The sequence below is a fragment of the Olleya marilimosa CAM030 genome, assembly GCF_000518485.1.
Lineage (GTDB): Bacteria > Bacteroidota > Bacteroidia > Flavobacteriales > Flavobacteriaceae > Olleya > Olleya marilimosa.
In genome coordinates, this window is record NZ_JADR01000008.1 from 56,654 (window position 1) to 77,003 (window position 20,350).

The window sequence follows — 20,350 nt, forward strand, 5'->3', positions numbered from 1 at the left end:
TTTAAGCAAAAAGCAGAGTCTTTTTATTTAAAGCCTCTATTTTTTTATTTTGATTATTGAAACACTAACAGTCAAATTAATGCCTGATTGTTAGAACATGATTACTTATAGTGATTTTAATCTTACGCCTTGCGCACCTCATTACTCTGCAATTCGTTTCAATACAAAATAATGGGAATAACCAATGCAGAAGGTAGTAGTGCAACTAATTGCAAATTAAACAAACCAGAGATAATTATTACAGATAAACAACTAATGCTGTTTAGTAGTAATACAGATATTAAGTTAACAATAAAAACTTTAGAAGCTGGTCATCCTGTATTGATTACAGCATTTTATAGTAATGGTTTAAGTTTATTAAAAGCCCTAAAAGTACATCTTCAAAAAAAGTACATAAATAAATCATTTAAGGAGCAGCGTGAGTATAGGTCTAAATACAACAAGCTTTCTCAACTAATTTTAATTGAAGTTATTAATTATAAATTAGTAGTTAAAAAAGCACCATTTATAGGTTGGTTAGAAAAGTTTTATCCAGAAACTAGCGACTTTTTATTACCATTTGTAAAAATACAAGGGTTAAATAGTGCTTGGCAATGGTATGAAAACGGAATATCTATTCCTGTACTACGTAATAAAATTTATCCGTTTTACGGTACTTATTTTCCAACACGATTTGATCATTTAATACTTTTTGATAATTGGTTAAACCGTTATGATGGACCAAAAAAAAATGCAATAGATGTTGGAATTGGTAGTGGAGTATTGTCTTTTCAGATGCTAAAACATGGTTTTCAAAAAGTATATGGTACAGATACTAACCCAAATGCTATTGTAGGCTTAACTAATACTATAAAGGATACCAAGTTATCAAGAAAAATTACTTTAGATTTTGGTCATCTTTTTGCAAATGCTAATCAACTAACAGAGCTAATTGTTTTTAATCCACCTTGGTTACCACAATCTTCTAATTTAAATATGTTGGACGAAGCTATTTATTATGATAAAAACTTATTTACTCAATTTTTTAAAAAGGCTAAACAACTACTATTACCAGAAGGACAATTGGTTTTAATATTTTCTAATCTTGCTCAAATTACCAAAGTAAACAAACAACATCCAATTGAATTAGAACTTGCAGAAGGTGGACGATTTATATTAGAAAAATGTTTAAAAAGAAATGTAAAAATGGCATCAGGTAAAACCAAACGAGATCAACATTGGAGAGCGGAAGAAGCAGTTGAGCTTTGGGTATTAAAGCATTTGTAATAATTAGATTTTAGCTAAAACTAATTAAAGATTATTAATAGCTATGTCTAACTACTAAGTCAGTAAGTTGTTATTTATAGTCTTTTTTTTCATCACACTTAGATTTAAAATAGTAAAGTAAGTAAAAATCAAAGCGTTTCTCTTGTCAAAACCTAAATAATCTTGTACTTTTGCAAGCCGAAAAAGTAAAGCAAAATTTAAATTCCGCTTGACGGAAAACTAAAATAATATAATATGAGTCCATCTGGAAAAAAGACATTTGACGTATTAATTGAAATACCTAAAGGAAGTAGAAATAAGTATGAATACGATTTTGAATTAAACAAAATCCGTTTTGACCGCATGTTGTTTTCTTCAATGATGTATCCAGGAGATTATGGTTTTATACCAGAAACATTAGCATTAGATGGAGATCCATTAGATGTTTTAGTAATGGGGACAGAGCCAACTTTTCCTATGTGTGTTATGGAAGTTAAACCAATTGGTGTATTCCATATGGCTGATGAAAAAGGTCCAGATGAAAAAATTATATGTGTACCAGTTACAGATCCAATTTGGAATAGCTGTAATGATATCGAGGATTTAAATCCGCACAGAATTAAAGAAATTACTCACTTTTTTCAAGTTTATAAAGATTTAGAGAAAAAGAAAGTTGATGTTGGTGGATGGGGAGATGCTAAAGAAGCTTATGACATATTAAACAAATGTGTTGAGCGTTATGAAAATAGTGAGCACAAAACAAATGGAGATTTTACTATCTAAGTAATTAAACCAAAACTTTATTAAAACCCTTTCAATTATTATTGAAAGGGTTTTTTTATACATTATTAACAAGATTGGGGCTATTTTTAATATGTATTAATTTAATTTCTATTTCTAATTATATATAATTGTTATTCTCATAAAATTAATATAAATGTAAAATTATTGTTAAAAAATTGCGATGTTAATATTTTGACTTCTGTTTGATTTTGTTACTTTAGCAGTAATTAAAAACTAATCAAACAAACTAATATGGAATCAATGATGATTTATATGCCTATTGCTATGGCAATTTTAGGCTTAATTTACATGGTTATAAAACAGTCTTGGGTAATGAAACAAGATGCAGGAGATGGAAAGATGAAAGAAATTTCGGATCACATCTACGAAGGAGCATTAGCATTTCTAAATGCCGAGTATAGATTGTTGTCAATATTTGTATTTATTGTAAGTGCACTACTTGCGGTAGTTGCTTATTTTGTGCCAACTACAAGCTATTTAATTGTAATCGCCTTTATTTGTGGAGCTGTGTTTTCTGCTTTTGCAGGAAATATAGGAATGAAAATAGCAACCAAAACAAATGTAAGAACAACACAAGCAGCCAGAACAAGTTTGCCAAAAGCACTTAAAATTTCTTTTGGTGGAGGTACAGTAATGGGACTAGGTGTTGCGGGACTTGCAGTTTTAGGTCTAACTGCGTTTTTTATTATTTTTTACAAGTTTGTATTTATGCCAGATGGTTGGACAAATACGGATGATATGACTTTAGTTTTAGAAACGTTAGCAGGATTCTCTCTAGGCGCAGAATCAATTGCATTATTTGCACGTGTTGGAGGTGGTATTTATACTAAAGCTGCAGATGTAGGAGCCGATTTAGTAGGTAAAGTTGAAGCAGGTATTCCGGAAGATGATCCTCGTAATCCTGCTACAATTGCGGATAATGTAGGAGATAATGTTGGGGACGTTGCAGGTATGGGAGCCGATTTATTTGGATCGTATGTAGCAACCGTTTTAGCAGCAATGGTTTTGGGTAATTATGTAATCAAAGATATGGGTGGAGCAATTACTGATGCTTTTGGTGGTATTGGACCAATTTTATTACCTATGTCTATTGCTGGTGCAGGTATTATTATTTCTATCATCGGAACGATGTTAGTTAAAATTAAAAATAACGACGCCAAGGAGGCTCAAGTAATGGGAGCATTAAATATTGGTAACTGGACATCTATTGCATTAGTTGCAGCAGCTTGTTATGGTTTAGTTACGTGGATGTTGCCAGAAACTATGCAAATGAAATTTTTTGGAGAAGGTACTCTTGAAATATCTTCCATGCGTGTATTTTTTGCTACGTTAGTAGGATTATTTGTTGGAGCTGTTATTTCATCAGTTACTGAATATTATACAGGATTAGGTAAAAAGCCAATTTTAAATATTGTACAACAATCTAGTACAGGAGCAGGAACCAATATTATCGCAGGTTTGGCAACAGGAATGATATCTACATTTCCTTCAGTTTTATTGTTTGCTGGAGCAATTTGGGGATCATATGCTTTAGCAGGATTTTATGGAGTAGCTTTAGCAGCATCAGCAATGATGGCAACAACAGCAATGCAATTAGCAATAGACGCTTTTGGACCAATATCGGATAATGCAGGTGGTATTGCCGAAATGAGTGAACAAGAACCAATTGTAAGAGAGCGTACAGATATATTAGACTCGGTTGGTAATACAACTGCTGCAACAGGTAAGGGTTTTGCAATTGCTTCTGCAGCACTAACATCGTTAGCCTTATTTGCAGCTTACGTTACATTTACAGGAATTGACGGAATTAATATTTTTAAAGCACCAGTTTTAGCTATGTTATTTGTTGGAGGAATGGTGCCAGTAGTTTTTTCAGCATTAGCAATGAATGCTGTAGGTAAAGCAGCTATGGAAATGGTAGAAGAGGTGCGTAGACAGTTTAGGGATATTCCAGGAATAATGGAAGGTACTGGTAAACCAGAATACGATAAGTGTGTGGCTATTTCAACTAAAGCCTCTTTAAAAGAAATGATGTTACCAGGCTTATTAACTATTGGTTTTCCGCTGGTAATTGCTTTTGTTCCTATGATTTTTGGAATGAAGCATTTAGCAATTGCCGAAATGTTAGGAGGTTACATGGCAGGTGTAACAGTTAGTGGAGTGCTTTGGGCAATTTTTCAAAATAATGCTGGAGGTGCATGGGACAATGCTAAAAAATCGTTTGAAGCTGGAGTAGAAATTAATGGAGAGATGACCTTTAAAGGAAGTGATGCACATAAAGCAGCAGTTACTGGAGATACAGTAGGAGATCCATTTAAAGACACTTCTGGACCTTCAATGAATATTTTAATTAAGTTAACTTGTTTAATAGGTTTAGTGATTGCTCCAATTTTAGGAGGTCATGCGGACACTGGAGTGTCTAATATTGAAGAAATAAATATTGAAAAGGAGATGGTGGTTACGGATAATATTGCTGAAGCAACAATAACCTATTCGGTAATTATTGATGGTAAAGAGGTTATTAAAGAGGAAAAATTTAGAGGAAGTAAAGAGGATGTTGATGCCAAATTAAAAGACTTTGAAGCCTCTAACAATCTAGCAAATGAAGAGAATAAAAAAGTAATTAAAAAAATTAATGTCAAAAAAGGCTAGTACTTTATTAGAAATGTAAATTTTAAACCTGCTAATGACATTAGCAGGTTTTTTTTATATTATATTTGATGTGATGAGTTGGTTTAAGAAAGATCCTTTACAAATAATTTCATTTTCAAGTTATGGTACATCTAAGCGATTATACCATCGTGGTCGTGCGTTGGAAGATGAAACCATCGACTTAGAACAAAAAAGCCTATTAGCTCTGGTATTAAATACTTGGAAAAGATTTGAGTCAGATGAAATAAAAAATACTAAGATTAAAATAACCTTACCTAATAATAAAGTCTTTTATACCAAAACAGACAAAGATGGTTATTATAAAATCGATAAGGAAATAGAAAACATTGAGTCTCTAATAAATTCTGAAGGTTGGCTAAATATAGAGGTGTCTTATGACGATGCAACATTAAAGCGTACCATACAAAATCAAAATAAATTTCCTGCCGAAATACTGATACCTAATCAAAATTGTGATTTTGGGGTTATTAGTGATATTGATGACACTATATTACACACAGGTGTTGTGTCTATATTAAAGTGGCGTGTGTTGTATAATACGTTTTTTAAACATGCGCAAAACAGAACACCTTTAGAAGGTGCTGCAGAGTTTTATCATTTACTACATATAGGACCAAATGGGGACAAGACTAATCCAATTTTTTATGTTAGTCATAGTCCCTGGAACTTATATAGATATTTAGAGTTTTTTCTTAAAAAAAATAATTTTCCAAAAGGACCAATTTTACTTAGAAGTTTCAGAACTATCTTTAAGAAAAAATCATCGACCTGTAAACCTGAAAAACAACTAGAAATAGAAAATATATTAAAAACCTATCCTGCTTTTTCATTTATATTAATTGGTGATAGTGGAGAGCATGATCCAGATATTTATCTAGAAATAGTAAATACATTTCCTAATCGTATTAAAGCAGTTTATTTAAGAAGTGTAAATGATAGTAAAAAAATTAAACGCGTTAAAAGCTTACTTAATGACTATAATACTACACCAGTGTTGTTGGTAAACTCTAGTAAAGATGCTATTTTACACGCAAGAGCAAATGGTCTAATTAAATAGGTTTAAAGCTAAATTAAAAAGGTCACATATAAAATATGTGACCTTTTTAATAAATATATTTTAATTGTACAATCTTAAAAAAAAAGCAGAATTAAGTTTAAAATAAACCGTTAATCTCTGCGTCTATTTTATTAATAATTGTACCTAAATCTTCTGGGTTTGCAACAAAATCCATATTGTCAACATCAATAACTAATAAGTTACCTTTATTGTATCCATGGATCCAAGCTTCATAACGTTCGTTAAGTCTGCTTAGGTAATCAATACTAATAGAGTTTTCATAATCACGTCCACGCTTGTGTATTTGAGAGACTAAATTTGGTATAGAGCTGCGTAAGTAAATTAATAAATCTGGACCTTCAACAAAACCTTCCATTAATTCAAATAAAGATTTATAGTTTTCAAAGTCGCGATTGGTCATTAAGCCCATTGCATGTAAATTGGGTGCAAAGATGTGTGCATCCTCATATATGGTTCTGTCTTGAATAATGTCTCTTCCGCTTTCGCGAATTTGTGATACTTGTCTAAAACGACTATTTAAAAAGTAAACCTGTAGGTTAAAACTCCAGCGTTCCATTTGATTGTAAAAATCGTCAAGATAAGGGTTGTCTACAACGTCTTCTAATTGAGCCTCCCAGTTAAAATGTTTGGCTAATAATTTAGTAAGCGTCGTTTTTCCTGCGCCTATATTTCCTGCTATGGCAACGTGCATAGTTAGTCTGTTTTAAGTTGGTATTGATAAAGTAATTTGCGAGTGTAAATATAAAGGATTTGGTTGGTTACAAAAAACTGACTTATTAACATATTTGGTATGTTGATAGCACTTATAGTTTTTGTTTTATTATTGTAAAATAACAAATCATTTGCTTTTTGAAGTATTAAATTCTCATTGTAGGCCTTAATATTTGTATAACCTTCATTTTTAAACTTATATACTAAGCTTCCAAAATAATTATAACAATACAAATTGTTTTCTGTAAGTAACCAGCAATAGTTATAATTGCTTGTTAAGTCTAAAACTTTGGAACTAACAGGAATTGTTTTATAACGTGATGTTTTATTTTGATAGTCGTATAGCTCTAAGTACTGAAAATCTTGATTAAATAACCAAATGGTATTATCAAAACCAGTGGTTATATGAGAAATGTTTTTATAAGGTTGTTGTTGATTAAAATCCAATTTAGATACTTCAGCTAACCTATTATCCAATATAACAACGGTATTAAGGTCGCTATATAGTACATTAATTTTTAGTGGATTAAAAGTATGTACAGACGTGATTTTGCCTAATTGGATATTACTATAATTAATAGTTTGCTTATCAGATTTTTTAAAAAGCACATTGTCTTTTATGTAGTACAGGTTTTCAAAATTATTTTTTGAAATAAATACGTCGACATTTAGACTATCCTTACCTGTAAGATCTACCAAAATTTTGTTTTGTGCAGACAACGATACTGTCGTTAAAAAAAATAAAATTATTAGTGGTTTCATTGGGTAACAATGTACAAAAACTAAACCAAACTTGTAACAAATTGTTGGTCTAGTAGACTAATATAAATATTACAAACTTTTAACAGTTATGGATTAAACCCTAAACAATATTAATAGTCTAATTTAAAAATATTCAAACAACAAAATTTAAATAAAATGAAATTAAAATCAACTTTTAAAAACTTAGCAACACTGTTAGTTTTGATTATCACGTCAAGTGTTTTTGCACAAGATGGCTTTCAAGGTCAAGCCACATACATGTCTAAAACAACGATGGATATGGATAACTTTGGTGGTCGTGAGTTAAGTCCAGAGCGAAAAAAAATGATAATGGAGCGTATGAAAACGATGCTTGAAAAAACATTTATTTTGGATTTTAATAAAACAGAATCTACTTACAAAGAAGACGAAGCTTTAGAAGCACCTGGTGGAGGAAGAGGTTTCATGATGGGTGGAATGGCTGCAGGAACGATATATAAAAACGTAAAAGAAAACTTGTTGTTGCAAGATCAGGAGTTTTTTGGTAAACAATTTTTAATTAAAGATAGTTTAGTAAAATTAGATTGGAAAATGAGTGGCGAGTCTAAGCAAATAGGTAAATACACTGCTTTTAAAGCAACTGCTACCAAAAAAGTAGACGCTGCAGATTGGACCAATATGAGAAGAAGAGGTAATGATAAGGATAAAAAAGAGGACGACAAAAAAGAAGTTGCTGAAGTAAAAAAGGATAGCACAAAAACTGATGCACCAAAAGATCCTTTTGAAGATATTGAAATTCCGGAAGAGATTGAAGTTACTGCTTGGTATACTATGGATATACCTGTAAATAGTGGTCCTGGTGAGTATTGGGGACTTCCTGGTTTAATATTAGAAGTTAATGCTGGTAGAACAACTATTTTATGTTCTAAAATTGTTATGAATCCTTCTGATAAAAATGAAATAAAAAAACCTTCTAAAGGAAAAGAAGTATCAATGGAAGAGTACCAAGATACTGTTAAGAAAAAAATGGAGGAAATGCGTGAGATGTTTAGATCGCGTGGTGGAAGAGGTAGAAATTAATTTTTTTCAATAAAAACCAATCAAAAAAACAAATGAAACACATATTTTCAGTACTACTGTTTTTAGTAGTAAGCACAACCTTTGCACAAGTTAAGTTTGAAGGTGTCGTTAAAGATAGTACAGGTTACGGACTAGAATTAGCAAATGTTGTTGCAATAAATCAAGCTACAAAAACATTAGAAGCTTATTCAATTACTAACGATAAAGGACGTTACAAATTAAATTTAGATGTCAATTCATCATATAGCATACAAGTTAGTTATATTGGAATGAAACAAATTTCTGAAACCATTCAAACCAAAGAAACTGATATTTCTAAAGATTATGTAATGGCTATGGATAATAGTTTAGATGAAATTGAAATCACCTATGAAATGCCTGTTACCATTAGTGGTGACACAATAACCTATAATGCAGATTCTTTTAAAAACGGAACAGAACGTAAACTTGGTGATGTGCTAGAGAAGATGCCAGGTGTTGAGGTAAATGATGATGGAGAAGTAGAGATTGAAGGGAAAAAGGTTGGTAAAGTCATGATTGATGGTAAAGAGTTTTTTGATGGCGACACTAAATTAGCAACAAAAAACATTCCAGCAAATGCTATTGATAAAGTACAAGTTTTAAAGAATTATTCTGAAGTTGGACAATTAAGTGGTGTGACTAATAATCAAGATAATATCGCTATTAATATTAAATTAAAAGAAGGTAAGAAAAACTTTTGGTTTGGTACAATAACAGCTGGAGCAGGAGACTCTAGTAGTGGAGAGTTGTATTTAGCGCAACCTAAATTATTTTACTACAGTCCTAAAAAAAGTATCAACTTTATTGGTGATTTAAACAACATTGGAGAGTTAGCATTGTCTAGACGAGATATATTTAATTTTTCAGGTGGATTCCAACAACCTAGTCAACAAAGTGGTACCAATATCAGCTTAGGAAGCAATGATTTAGGTTTTAGACAGCTTCAAAATAATCAAGCTAAAAGTTTAAATACCAAATTTGGTGCAGCTAACTTTAGTTACTCTCCAACAAGTGTTTTGGATGTTAGTGGTTTTGCAATTTTTGCTAGTAGCAGGATTGAATTACAAGAAGATAGTCAAGTGTTATATACAGACCAAACTTTAGGTATTCCAGATGAGACAACATCAAGTAATACACAACAAAAAAGTGACCTTGGATTAGTTAAATTTAGTGCAAAGTATAAGCCTAATGCTAATAATCAATTAGACTATGATATACTTGGACGTACTTCTAAAGATCAACAATTAAATGGAACTTTTTCTAATGTAGTAGGACCAATTGATCAGTTTGAAGAAACTAATCCGTATAAAATAAATCAAAACCTGAATTATTATTATACCATGGATGAAGATAATATTTTCGCGTTATCTATTCAGCATTTATTACAAGATGAAGATCCGTTTTATAACGCATTATTACAAAATGATCCAACAAGTTCTGCAGATCCATTTGATAATACAGCAGTAGGTCTTGGATTAGATGGTACACAGGTTACCTATGATGTAAATCAACAAAAACGAGTTAAGACAAACCAATTAGATGCTAAAGTTGACTATTGGAATATTTTAAATAAAAAGAGTGATATAAACTTTACTGTTGGGACTATTTATAGTAATCAACAATTTGATTCTAATGTGTTTCAAACTTTGGATGATGGAAGCGAGGTTGATACCAACACGTCAATACCAGGAGTGTCTGATGTAAATGATATTAAATATACGTTTAGTGATATTTATCTTGGAGCGCATTACCGATTTAAAACTGGTAAATTTACAATTAGTCCAGGTTTATCTGCACATGCTTATAGTGCAGTTAATGACCAGTTTAATACGACAACAACGGATAACTTTTTTAGAGTACTTCCTGATTTAAATGTACGCGTGCAATTAAAAGGGACTGAAAATTTAAACCTATCATACAAAATGCAAACGCAGTTTACAGATGTAAACCAATTTGCTCAAGGTTTAGTTTTAAATAATTATAACTCGCAATTTATTGGTAATCCAGAATTAGAAAGTGCATTGTCACATAACATTAACTTAAGCTACTTTAGCTTTAATATGTTTAATTACACTAATGTATTTGCCTTTATCAATTACTCTAAAAACATTGATAATATTAGAAACGTATCAGAGTTTCAACCTGGATCAGTTATTAGAACAAGTACACCTTATAACTCTGGTTTAGAAGATGAGAGTTTAAGTGCTAGTGGTCGTTTTCAAAGACGTTTTGGTAAACTACAAGCAAGCGTTAGGGGAACATTTAATTACTCTAAGTTTAATCAATTTATTAATACTCAGGTTTCTGAAAATCAAAACTACAGTCAAAACTATACTACAGAGTTAAGATCAAATTTTAGAGATGCACCTAACTTTGAGTTGCGTTATACTTACGGAATTAATGATAACGATCAAGGTACAAGAAGAACAAAAATTTATACAAATGCACCAGCTGTTGAGTTTGATGCGTTGATATTTAAAAAGTTTACATTTAAAACAGATTATACTTATAGTCGTCAAACTATTGATGGTAATAGTAATAGTTTTGGATTATGGAATGCTAATTTAGCCTACCGTAAAACAAGTGATAGTAAATGGGAGTATGAGTTAAAGGCTACTAACTTATTGGATACAGATTCTAGAATACAAAATAGTAATGGAGCTTTTTCAGTAAGTACTAGTGAGTACTTTATACAACCAAGATTTTTAACTGCTAGATTTATATATAATCTATAAGTCACATAATTAGTCTTAGGTAAAAGCCCTTTAAACAATAGTTTAAAGGGCTTTTTTATATAGAGTAGTCTTAATATTGTTGTATGCTTGGTTGAGTGTTTAAGATTAGGTAAGTGTAACTTTTAATGGTATTACCATTGGTTAATACGGTTAGAGTCTAGTTTAATAAAAATAAATACAAGAATCGTAAAACCCCAAAGTCCAGAACCACCATAACTAAAAAAGGGTAGAGGTATACCAATAGTAGGTATTAATCCCATCACCATGCCAATATTAATTAAAAAGTGTAAAAATAAGATGGCACCTACAGCATAGCCATACATTCTACTAAATTGATTTTTTTGTCTTTCGGCTAAAACTAAAATTCTTATTATTAAAAGTAAGAAAACTACAACTGTTAGGAAACTTCCAATAAAACCCCATTCTTCACCAACAGTACTAAAAATATAATCTGTATGCTGTTCTGGTACAAAATTTCCTGTTGTACGCGTTCCTTCTAAAAATCCTTTTCCTTTAAATCCACCACTACTAATTGCTTTTTCAGACTCGTTAAGGTTATAAGCAACGGTCTTTTTCATTCGTTCTAATTTATCTGGATCTTTTTCTAAACTTAGCCAAACAGTAATACGATCCTTTTGATGATCTGGCAATACGTTTTCATAAAAAAAGCGAACCGTAAACGCTAGAGAAGTACATAGCAGTATTACAATTAATGGTTGTATTATTGATGGTTTCTTTTTTCTTGTAAAGTAGTAGGTAAGCACCACAATGGCTGTTATAAGTAACGTGCTAACAACGCCAAATTTTAAAGCAAAAATGGAAAGTAATATTAATAAAATTCCAATTATTAAGTAAATGTGTGGTAATCCTTCTCTGTATAATACAAAGAAAAATGCACCATATACAATTGCGCTTCCAGCGTCTGGTTGTAATAAAACTAATAAAGCAGGAACAACAATTATAGCAAACGTTTTAAGTTGGTCACTAAAACGCCTAATATCTGTATTTAAGTCGCTTACATATTTAGCAACAGCTAATGCTGTAGCAACCTTTGCAAATTCTCCTGGTTGAAAGGTGAACGATCCAATTGGATACCAAGAAGTTGCTCCATTTATATTTTTACCAAATACAAAAAGACCAGCTAAGGATATTAATGCAATAAAATAAATAATACTTGAAAATCGCTCGTAAAACTTAGACTCGATGGATAAGACCAAAATAATTAAAACAATGGATAATCCAATAAAGACTAATTGCTTACTATAAAAATGAGAGAAGTTTGTAAACTCTAATGCTTCTCCTGAGTGTGATGCAGAAATTATATTTACCCAACCAAATATGACTAGAATAAAAAACAGGAAGATTGTTAGCCAATCAAATTTATAATATCTATCAGTTTGCCTCATGCTTTGCTTTAGCTGTCTTTATTATTGTGTGTCTGTATCTTTTAAAGTTGGCGCAGGAACAATTTGTAATTGCGTTTCTCTGTTAATTTTAAAAGGTTCTCCAGAGTGTGGTTTGGCATATTCATTTTCTAAACTATGCGTTAAAATCCAGGTTTCTAGATCTGTACGAGAGATGGTTCCTTTTAAATATTTTTCAATCATTAAGCTTGCCATTTTACCTGCAAATCGGCTTCCCCAATACCCATTTTCAACAAATACTGCTATAGCTATTTTAGGGTTGTCTTTAGGTGCAAAAGCAACAAAAATGGAGTGGTCAGTAAGCTGTGTTTTTACACCATTAACTTTTGCGTAATTTTCTGCAGTTCCTGTTTTACCACAAATTTCAATACCCTCAACTTGCAGGTTTGATGCAGTACCTTTATTATATACATCAAACATCCCTTGTATTACTGGTTCAAAATGTTTTCTATCAATTGTTGTATATCTTGGAGTGGTATATTTTTCGTCAATAGATTCACCTTCAATTTCTTTAATTATATGAGGTGTAATAAAATAACCACGATTAGCTATAGCTGCTACCATATTGGCTAATTGTATTGGTGTTGCTTCAACTTCACCTTGCCCAATCGCGTTGGAGGTCATAAAGGTGGAGCTCCATCTATTTTTACCATACCACTTATCGTAAAACTTACTATCAGGAATTCGTCCTTTTCTACCAACTACTAAATCGTATCCAAGATAATCACCTAAACCAAAACTTTTAGCATGATTACTCCAAGCATCCATTCCTGTGGAAGCGTTTGGATATTTTTCAACAATACGTCTGTATACATTTACAAAATAAGCGTTACAAGATTCGTAAATCCCCAAATTCATATCAACAGGACTTCTATGACTGTGACATCCATGAAGTTTTCTTCCATTATAATAATAACCCATTCTGCAGCTAAATTGTTCTGTTGGGTTAACAACACCTTCTTGTAGTCCAATAAGAGCGTTAATAACTTTAAAAGGAGAACCTGGTGCGTATTGTGCTTGTAAACTTCTGTCAAATGTTGGATTAGCTATGGAGTCGTTATATAGTTTGGTAAAGTTTTTAGAACGATCTCTACCTACCAAAATATTAGGGTCGTAACTGGGTCCAGAAACTAAAGCTAAGATTTCGCCTGTTTTAGGATCTAAAGCAATAATGCCTCCTCGTTTATTGGTCATTAATAACTCGCCATAGGCTTGTAAAGTAGCATCAATGGTTATTTTTATGTCCTTACCTGCTTCTGGTAATGTGTCATGGATACCGTCTTGATAAGGACCTAGGTTTCTGTTAAATCTATCTTTCTGTATAAATTTAATGCCTTTCTGACCACGTAATGTCGTTTCATAAGACGCTTCAACCCCTTGTTTACCAATTAAGTCTCCGGATTGATAATAGCTGTCGTTTTGTATGTTTCTATTGTTAACCTCTCCAATATCTCCTAATACATTGGCTCCTATAGCAGTTTCGTATTTTCTTAGGTTACGTTTTTGAATATAAAACCCTTCATATTTACGCATTTTTTCCTGTAATACTGCATAGTCTTCTTTGGATAAATGCGACACAAATACGTATGGTAGTCTTGGTGAGTACCTGTAGGCTTTATTATATTTTTCAATAAAAGTTTGTTTGTCTATTTTTAACAGATTGCAAAACTCAATCGTATCCAAAGGTTTAACTTCTCTAGGGATAACCATGACATCGTAAGAGGGTTGGTTGGATACTAGTAGTTTGCCATTTCTGTCATATACAAAACCACGTTTAGGATAATCAAAGACTTTTCTAATAGCATTGTCTTCGTATAGATTTGTTGAGGTTGCATTGTATACTTGCAGGTATAGCAATCGTCCAGTAAAAACAATTCCAACAATTATTACCGATAAAAGAAGAAATAATTTTCTCATTTAGATTTTGTGCTAAATATAGATGTTATTAATATACATAGCGTGATGGTGAATATACTAGAGAATAACGTGTTTTGTAATACTAAAATTATTTTTGAAATGTTAAAAATTTCGAATAGAAAATAAGTAAAGTGATGTATAAATGTTAGTATTGTAATGTACGTTAATCTTTGTCCAAAATCTATATTATTAAACTTTAGTGCTTGATGCTCATAAACTGCTCCAAAACTAAATTTTAAAACTGCTGGTCTAATAAAAGCGACCACTAAAGCAGCAGTTGCATTAATACCACCAGAGTCCATAAAAATATCAATGATTAGTCCCATTAAAAAACTAATAAATAAAAACAAAATACGATTGTTTTTAACAGGATATAAGATTATAAAAAGGATATAGATATAAGGGTTTATATAGCCTAAAAAATTTATGTTGCTAAATAAAAGCACTTGCAGTAATATAAGAACAACAAATCTTACAGTATGTATAGATAGTAGGTTATTCATTAGATTGAAGCAAATTATTAATTAGTGTTTTATCCTTATTTTCTATAATACTTACATGCTCAAGATTAGTCATATCATTAAACAAAAGGACTTCCACTTCATAATAGTTTTTTGTAGCGTCCAATTTAAAACCTTCTACTTGACCAACTAAAATACCTTTAGGAAAAATAGAAGAACGTCCAGAAGTTATTATAGTATCTCCTTTGGTTAGTTTTGCATTTTTTTGAATGTCTGATAATTGAATGTATCTTGGTGATTTACCATTCCAACTTAGTGTACCAAACTGGTTTGTTTTTTTTAACTGACCACTAATTTTATTTGTCGTGTTTAATATTGAAACTACTGTTGCGTATTTACTATTAGTATTTCCAATAATACCAATAATTCCCTTAGATGAAATAACACCTAAATCCTGCTTTATACTATCTCTGCTACCTTTATTAATTGTAAGATAATTGTTTTGAAGCGAATAACTGTTTTTTATAATCTTAGCAGTAGTAAACTTATACTTAGTGGTATAGGAAGTCGAGTCTATAAAGGTCTCAGACTTTTCCATTTGATTATTTAATATGGATCGTAAACGCGTGTTTTCCTCATGCAGCTTGTCATTTTCTTCTTTTAAATGAAAATAACTACTAACCGAGTTTCCTAAATTATAAACACCACCAGTAACATTATTAGCCGAGTTTATAAACTTGCTTTTATGATAAGAATGCGATTGTATTGTCAGTCCTACTGAAACGCAAAGCAACAACAAGAAAAACAAAAACGATTTGTTTCTAAGTATAAAATTTACAATTTGTTGCATTTGGTTTTTGTTACTACTTTATCAATACACTTTTGTATTTCGGAATATTTTTAAGTGTGATTCCTGTACCTCTAACAACAGCTCGTAATGGGTCTTCAGCAATATAAACAGGTAAATCTGTTTTTTGAGACAGACGCTTATCTAAACCACGTAACATAGATCCTCCACCAGCAAGATAAATACCAGTATTGTAAATATCAGCAGCTAACTCTGGAGGTGTTTGAGATAAAGTTTCCATAACAGCATCCTCAATACGTAATATAGATTTGTCTAAAGCTTTAGCAATCTCTCTATAGCTAATTTGTACTTGCTTAGGTTTTCCAGTTAATAAATCACGTCCTTGTACGCTCATATCTTCTGGCGGAAGATCTAAATCCTCAGTAGCAGCACCAATTTGTATTTTAATTTTTTCAGCAGTACGTTCTCCAACATATAAATTATGTTGTGTGCGCATGTAATAAATAATATCGTTAGTAAACACATCACCTGCAATTTTTACAGACTTATCGCATACAATTCCACCTAAAGCAATAACAGCAATCTCTGTAGTACCACCACCTATATCCACAATCATGTTTCCTTTAGGTTGCATAATATCTACACCAATACCAATCGCAGCAGCCATAGGCTCATGTATTAAGTATACTTCTTTACCATTTACACGTTCTGCACTTTCCTTTACAGCACGCATTTCTACCTCAGTAATTCCAGACGGAATACAAATAACCATACGTAAAGCAGGCGTAAATAATTTCTTTTTTAACGCAGGAATATTTTTAATAAACAGACTTATCATTTGCTCAGACGCATCAAAATCTGCAATTACACCATCTTTTAAAGGCCTAATAGTTTTAATGTTTTCATGCGTTTTACCTTGCATCATGTTGGCTTCTTGTCCAACAGCAATGATTTTTCCGCTAATACGGTCACGTGCTACTATGGAAGGAGCATCGACAACGACTTTGTCGTTATGAATAATTAAAGTGTTGGCAGTACCTAAATCTATAGCGATTTCTTCTGTCAGGAAATCAAAAAATCCCATGTGTTATATGTAATTATAAGGCGTTATTAAAAAGATGCAGTAAAAGTAATAAAAGTATGGTAATATAAGGATTTAATACCTTACAAATTTTATTAATCGTCACACAATTAGAAGATACGTTTAAAAACAAGTTTTGGACGTTTTACGCTTTCGCGGAAATTTAGCCAAATGGTATAAAAAAAAGCTTCAGTCTTTAAACTGAAGCTTTTAGTTATTTAAAATTCTTTCGTTTAAAAATAAAACTGATTAGTGTTTAAAATGACGCGTACCAGTCATAACCATTGCAATATTATTATCGTTACAATAATCAATACTTAATTGATCCTTAATGGATCCTCCAGGTTGGATTACACTAGTGATTCCTGCGTTACCAGCTATTTCAACACAGTCAGGAAACGGAAAAAACGCATCACTAGCCATCACGCTATCTTTTAAATCAAAGTTAAAAGACACAGCCTTATGTATGGCTTGATTTAAAGCATCAACACGACTAGTTTGACCAGTTCCGCTTGCACATAATTGTCTGTTTTTTACTAAAACAATAGTATTTGATTTAGTGTGCTTACATATTTTTGAGGCAAAAATTAAATCAGCAATAGCATCGTTAGATGGTTTACTATTTGTTACATAAGTTAAATCTTCAATTTGGTCTGTTTTATTATTTTTATCTTGTACTAAAACTCCGTTTAAACAAGTTCTAACCGTTGTTGGAGCAAAATCAGTGTCTTTTAAAACTAGTAAGATTCTGTTTTTCTTTCCTTTTAGGATTGCTTCAGCTTCAGTTGTAAAACCTGGTGCTATAACGACTTCACAAAATAATTTATGAATTTCTGTAGCACACGCTTCATCAATTTGGGTATTACTAATTAAAACACCTCCAAAAGCAGAGACAGGATCACCAGCTAAGGCATCTACATAAGCTTGTAATACAGTATCACGTTGCGCAAATCCGCAAGCATTGTTGTGTTTTAAAACAGCAAAAGTTGGTTTTTCACCTTTAAATTCTTGAATTAAATTTACTGCAGCATCAACATCTAAAAGGTTATTGTAACTTAGTTCTTTACCATGTAGTTGTGTAAAAAGTGCATCAAAGTCTCCGTAGAAAAAACCTTTTTGGTGTGGGTTTTCTCCGTAACGTAATACTTTACCATTAGTCTCGCTAATTTTTAAAGCAGGAATAGTTTGGTCTGCATTAAAGTAGTTAAAGATAGCAGAGTCGTAATGCGATGACACATTAAAAGCTTTTGCAGCAAATGCTTTTCTGTCAGTTTCAGATAAATTTCCTTTTTTATCAGTAATTAATTCTAAAAATTCAGCATAATCATCAACAGAAGACACGCAAATGACGTCTGCATAGTTTTTTGCAGCAGCACGAATTAAAGAAATTCCTCCAATATCAATTTTTTCGATAATGTCTTGGTTAGAAGCTCTAGAAGCTACTGTTTTTTCAAAAGGATATAAATCTACAATTACGACATCTATTTGTGGTATGTCAAAGTCTTTCATTTCTTTAACATCACCATCGTGGTTTTGTCTATTTAAAATTCCTCCAAATACTTTTGGGTGTAACGTTTTTACACGACCACCTAAAATAGAAGGGTAAGAGGTCACATCCTCTACAGGAACGACATCAATACCAAGATTTTTAATAAAAGTTTCGGTTCCACCAGTAGAGTAAATGGTTACACCTTGTTTATTTAGCTCTTTTACGATAGGTTCTAGTCCATCTTTGCTAAATACTGAGATTAATGCAGATTTAATTGTTTTGTTGCTCATTATAGTTGTGTTAATAAGCAAGCAAATTTAAGCAAAAGGAAATTGTTTTAGTTGAAAAACTTTAGTGGTTTTTCAACTAAAACAAGTAGTTATTAACATCTAAAGTATTTCTGAAACTTTACTACAAACAAACTCTAAAAAGCGCTCATCAGCTTCTGTAAAGGGATCAGGAGTGTTAGAGTCGATGTCTATCTGTCCTATGTTTTCTCCATTTACAAAAATAGGAATGACAATTTCAGCCTTAACAGTTATGCTACATGCAATATAATTATCTTGTGCAGCAACATCAGGGACTACAAAATTTTGATTGCTTACTGCTACCTGACCACAAATCCCTTTTCCAAAAGGGATAATGGTATGATCCGTTGGAGCCCCAACGTATGGTCCAAGTTTAAGTTCGTTTTTATCTCCATTTTTAAAGTAAAAACCAACCCAATTATAATAGGATATGTTATCATCTAGTAGCTGACAAATTTGTAATAATTTTTCGTCTCTAGTAGATGTTGTATTAGAAACGATAGTTTCAATTTGAGGTTTTAAAGTTTCGAAAGCCATTTGTTTGAAAATTTTGGTAAAAGTATTTAAAAAGACGTAATTTTAACCATTATAAAAACTTAAAATTTATTCTTTTTTATTGAAAGATTTATTTATAAAATATAGACTAGTAATTAAATTTATACTTACATTTTTGTTAGTATACGGGTTTTTATCATTTGCTTATAACTATTATTTAGACGCTTCTAAGGGTGGTTATTATTATCCAGATTACATTACTAATTTGGTCGCTAATCAATCCAAAAACTTACTGGAAAATATTGGATATGCTACACAAGTCATTCCGCATCCTGATGAGCCTTCTATGAAATTAATATTAGAAGGAAAGTATTTGGCTAGAGTTATAGAGGGTTGTAATGGAATGAGTGTTATTGTATTATTTGTTTCGTTTATAATAGCCTTTTCGGGAAAACTTAAAACAACAATACTATATCTTTTGTCAGGTAGTGTCTTATTATATGTTGTAAATCTACTACGAATCGTTATTTTATCTGTTGGCTTGTATCATTATCCTTGGCGTAAAGAAGAGTTGCATACAGTGATTTTTCCGGCTATAATTTACGGAATGGTATTTTTGCTTTGGATGTTTTGGGTTAATCGATTTTCCAATATTAATAAGTAGATGACAAAATTTTATAAATATCTTTTAGTTGCTTTTTTGTTTATACTATTAGCTCTAATCAGGTGGTTTGAAAACGAGTTGTTTTATGATCCCTATTTATTGTTTTTTCATAACGATTATTTATATATGGATTCGCCACGACAAGAAGTTTTTAAGTTGGTGATCAATACATCTTTTAGATACTTATTAAATACAATACTATCGTTAGTAATTTTATATGTCTTTTTTAAAGAAAAAAGTTTAATTAAATTTTCTAGTGTTATTTATTTGGTTTCTTATATTTTGTTGATTGTGTGTTATTTATATTTTGTTTTAGATCCAAAACAAGAAAACTATTATATCTTTTTTAACCTTCGTCGTTTTTTAATTCAGCCTATCATTCTGCTACTGCTATTTCCTGCATTTTATTATAATAAACTACGTCAATAATTTAATGCTGTAACATTCTAATGTGTTTAAAGTCAAAGCTTTTTGTCGTTAAAATAATCATTTTCTTACACTTAGTCGGTTATAGTTGTTTTTTAGCGATTAAATGATTTCAGTCTATTGTTGTAAACCTACTTTTGCTTTAGTATCATTTACTTTGCCCGAGTGATGATATATCCCTCAAATTAA

At 31.4% G+C, this 20,350-nt stretch carries 17 protein-coding genes; 8 read left to right on the forward strand and 9 right to left on the reverse strand.

Annotation, left to right across the window (positions count from 1 at the left end; all coding sequences use genetic code 11):
• The first annotated feature begins 171 nt into the window (after positions 1-171).
• The 4 genes from M890_RS0110355 (at position 172) to M890_RS0110370 (ending at position 5,779) form a co-directional block, all read left to right on the forward strand.
• Entirely contained in the window at positions 172-1,266 is a 1,095-nt protein-coding gene (locus M890_RS0110355) for a methyltransferase (protein ID WP_051437506.1), read from the forward strand.
• A gap of 234 nt (positions 1,267-1,500) precedes the next feature.
• Entirely contained in the window at positions 1,501-2,028 is a 528-nt protein-coding gene (locus tag M890_RS0110360; protein ID WP_028283473.1) for an inorganic diphosphatase, read from the forward strand.
• Positions 2,029-2,280: 252 nt separating this feature from the next.
• Positions 2,281-4,701, forward strand: a complete 2,421-nt coding sequence (locus tag M890_RS0110365) for a sodium-translocating pyrophosphatase (protein WP_028283474.1) — start codon at positions 2,281-2,283, stop codon at positions 4,699-4,701.
• A 34-nt stretch (positions 4,702-4,735) separates the two neighbouring features.
• Positions 4,736-5,779 carry an App1 family protein phosphatidate phosphatase gene (locus M890_RS0110370; protein WP_232219147.1) on the forward strand — a complete coding sequence of 348 codons (1,044 nt, stop codon included), beginning with the start codon at positions 4,736-4,738 and terminating at the stop codon, positions 5,777-5,779.
• A gap of 97 nt (positions 5,780-5,876) precedes the next feature.
• Here the strand turns inward: M890_RS0110370 and M890_RS0110375 are convergent, their stop codons facing one another.
• Positions 5,877-6,491 carry a deoxynucleoside kinase gene (locus M890_RS0110375; RefSeq protein ID WP_028283476.1) on the reverse strand — a complete coding sequence of 205 codons (615 nt, stop codon included), beginning with the start codon at positions 6,489-6,491 and terminating at the stop codon, positions 5,877-5,879.
• A gap of 2 nt (positions 6,492-6,493) precedes the next feature.
• Positions 6,494-7,273 (reverse strand): hypothetical protein, encoded by a 780-nt coding sequence (locus tag M890_RS0110380; protein ID WP_028283477.1) that lies wholly within the window; start codon positions 7,271-7,273, stop codon positions 6,494-6,496.
• 156 nt (positions 7,274-7,429) lie between these two features.
• On the opposite strand from M890_RS0110380, the gene M890_RS0110385 reads away from it, so the two are divergent.
• Positions 7,430-8,332, forward strand: a complete 903-nt coding sequence (locus M890_RS0110385) for a GLPGLI family protein (protein ID WP_028283478.1) — start codon at positions 7,430-7,432, stop codon at positions 8,330-8,332.
• A gap of 32 nt (positions 8,333-8,364) precedes the next feature.
• The gene (locus tag M890_RS0110390) at positions 8,365-11,088 is read left to right on the forward strand and encodes a TonB-dependent receptor (RefSeq protein ID WP_028283479.1); all 2,724 of its coding nucleotides are present in this window, start codon (positions 8,365-8,367) and stop codon (positions 11,086-11,088) included.
• A gap of 131 nt (positions 11,089-11,219) precedes the next feature.
• Here M890_RS0110390 and rodA read toward each other — a convergent pair whose 3' ends face one another.
• The 7 genes from rodA to M890_RS0110425 all read right to left on the reverse strand — a co-directional run bounded on the left by rodA (position 11,220) and on the right by M890_RS0110425 (position 19,113).
• Positions 11,220-12,494 carry a rod shape-determining protein RodA gene (gene rodA / locus M890_RS0110395; protein WP_028283480.1) on the reverse strand — a complete coding sequence of 425 codons (1,275 nt, stop codon included), beginning with the start codon at positions 12,492-12,494 and terminating at the stop codon, positions 11,220-11,222.
• A gap of 21 nt (positions 12,495-12,515) precedes the next feature.
• Positions 12,516-14,429 carry a penicillin-binding protein 2 gene (gene mrdA, locus M890_RS0110400; RefSeq protein WP_028283481.1) on the reverse strand — a complete coding sequence of 638 codons (1,914 nt, stop codon included), beginning with the start codon at positions 14,427-14,429 and terminating at the stop codon, positions 12,516-12,518.
• Positions 14,426-14,932 carry a hypothetical protein gene (locus M890_RS0110405; RefSeq protein WP_028283482.1) on the reverse strand — a complete coding sequence of 169 codons (507 nt, stop codon included), beginning with the start codon at positions 14,930-14,932 and terminating at the stop codon, positions 14,426-14,428. The genes mrdA and M890_RS0110405 overlap by 4 nt, the downstream gene beginning before the upstream one ends.
• Positions 14,925-15,740 (reverse strand): rod shape-determining protein MreC, encoded by an 816-nt coding sequence (gene mreC / locus M890_RS0110410; RefSeq protein WP_028283483.1) that lies wholly within the window; start codon positions 15,738-15,740, stop codon positions 14,925-14,927. The genes M890_RS0110405 and mreC overlap by 8 nt, the downstream gene beginning before the upstream one ends.
• 13 nt (positions 15,741-15,753) lie before the next feature.
• Positions 15,754-16,782: a rod shape-determining protein gene (locus tag M890_RS0110415; RefSeq protein WP_028283484.1), complete on the reverse strand. Its 1,029-nt coding sequence runs from the start codon at positions 16,780-16,782 to the stop codon at positions 15,754-15,756.
• A 246-nt stretch (positions 16,783-17,028) separates the two neighbouring features.
• Positions 17,029-18,558 carry a bifunctional phosphoribosylaminoimidazolecarboxamide formyltransferase/IMP cyclohydrolase gene (gene purH, locus M890_RS0110420; protein WP_028283485.1) on the reverse strand — a complete coding sequence of 510 codons (1,530 nt, stop codon included), beginning with the start codon at positions 18,556-18,558 and terminating at the stop codon, positions 17,029-17,031.
• A gap of 99 nt (positions 18,559-18,657) precedes the next feature.
• Positions 18,658-19,113, reverse strand: a complete 456-nt coding sequence (locus M890_RS0110425; protein ID WP_028283486.1) for an XrtF-associated fRMsr-like GAF protein — start codon at positions 19,111-19,113, stop codon at positions 18,658-18,660.
• A gap of 79 nt (positions 19,114-19,192) precedes the next feature.
• Between M890_RS0110425 and xrtF the strand changes: the two genes are divergently transcribed.
• Positions 19,193-19,735, forward strand: coding sequence for an exosortase family protein XrtF (gene xrtF / locus M890_RS0110430; protein ID WP_051437507.1), 543 nt, complete (start codon positions 19,193-19,195; stop codon positions 19,733-19,735).
• Positions 19,736-20,164 carry an exosortase F system-associated membrane protein gene (locus M890_RS0110435; RefSeq protein ID WP_028283488.1) on the forward strand — a complete coding sequence of 143 codons (429 nt, stop codon included), beginning with the start codon at positions 19,736-19,738 and terminating at the stop codon, positions 20,162-20,164.
• The last annotated feature ends 186 nt before the right edge of the window (positions 20,165-20,350 follow it).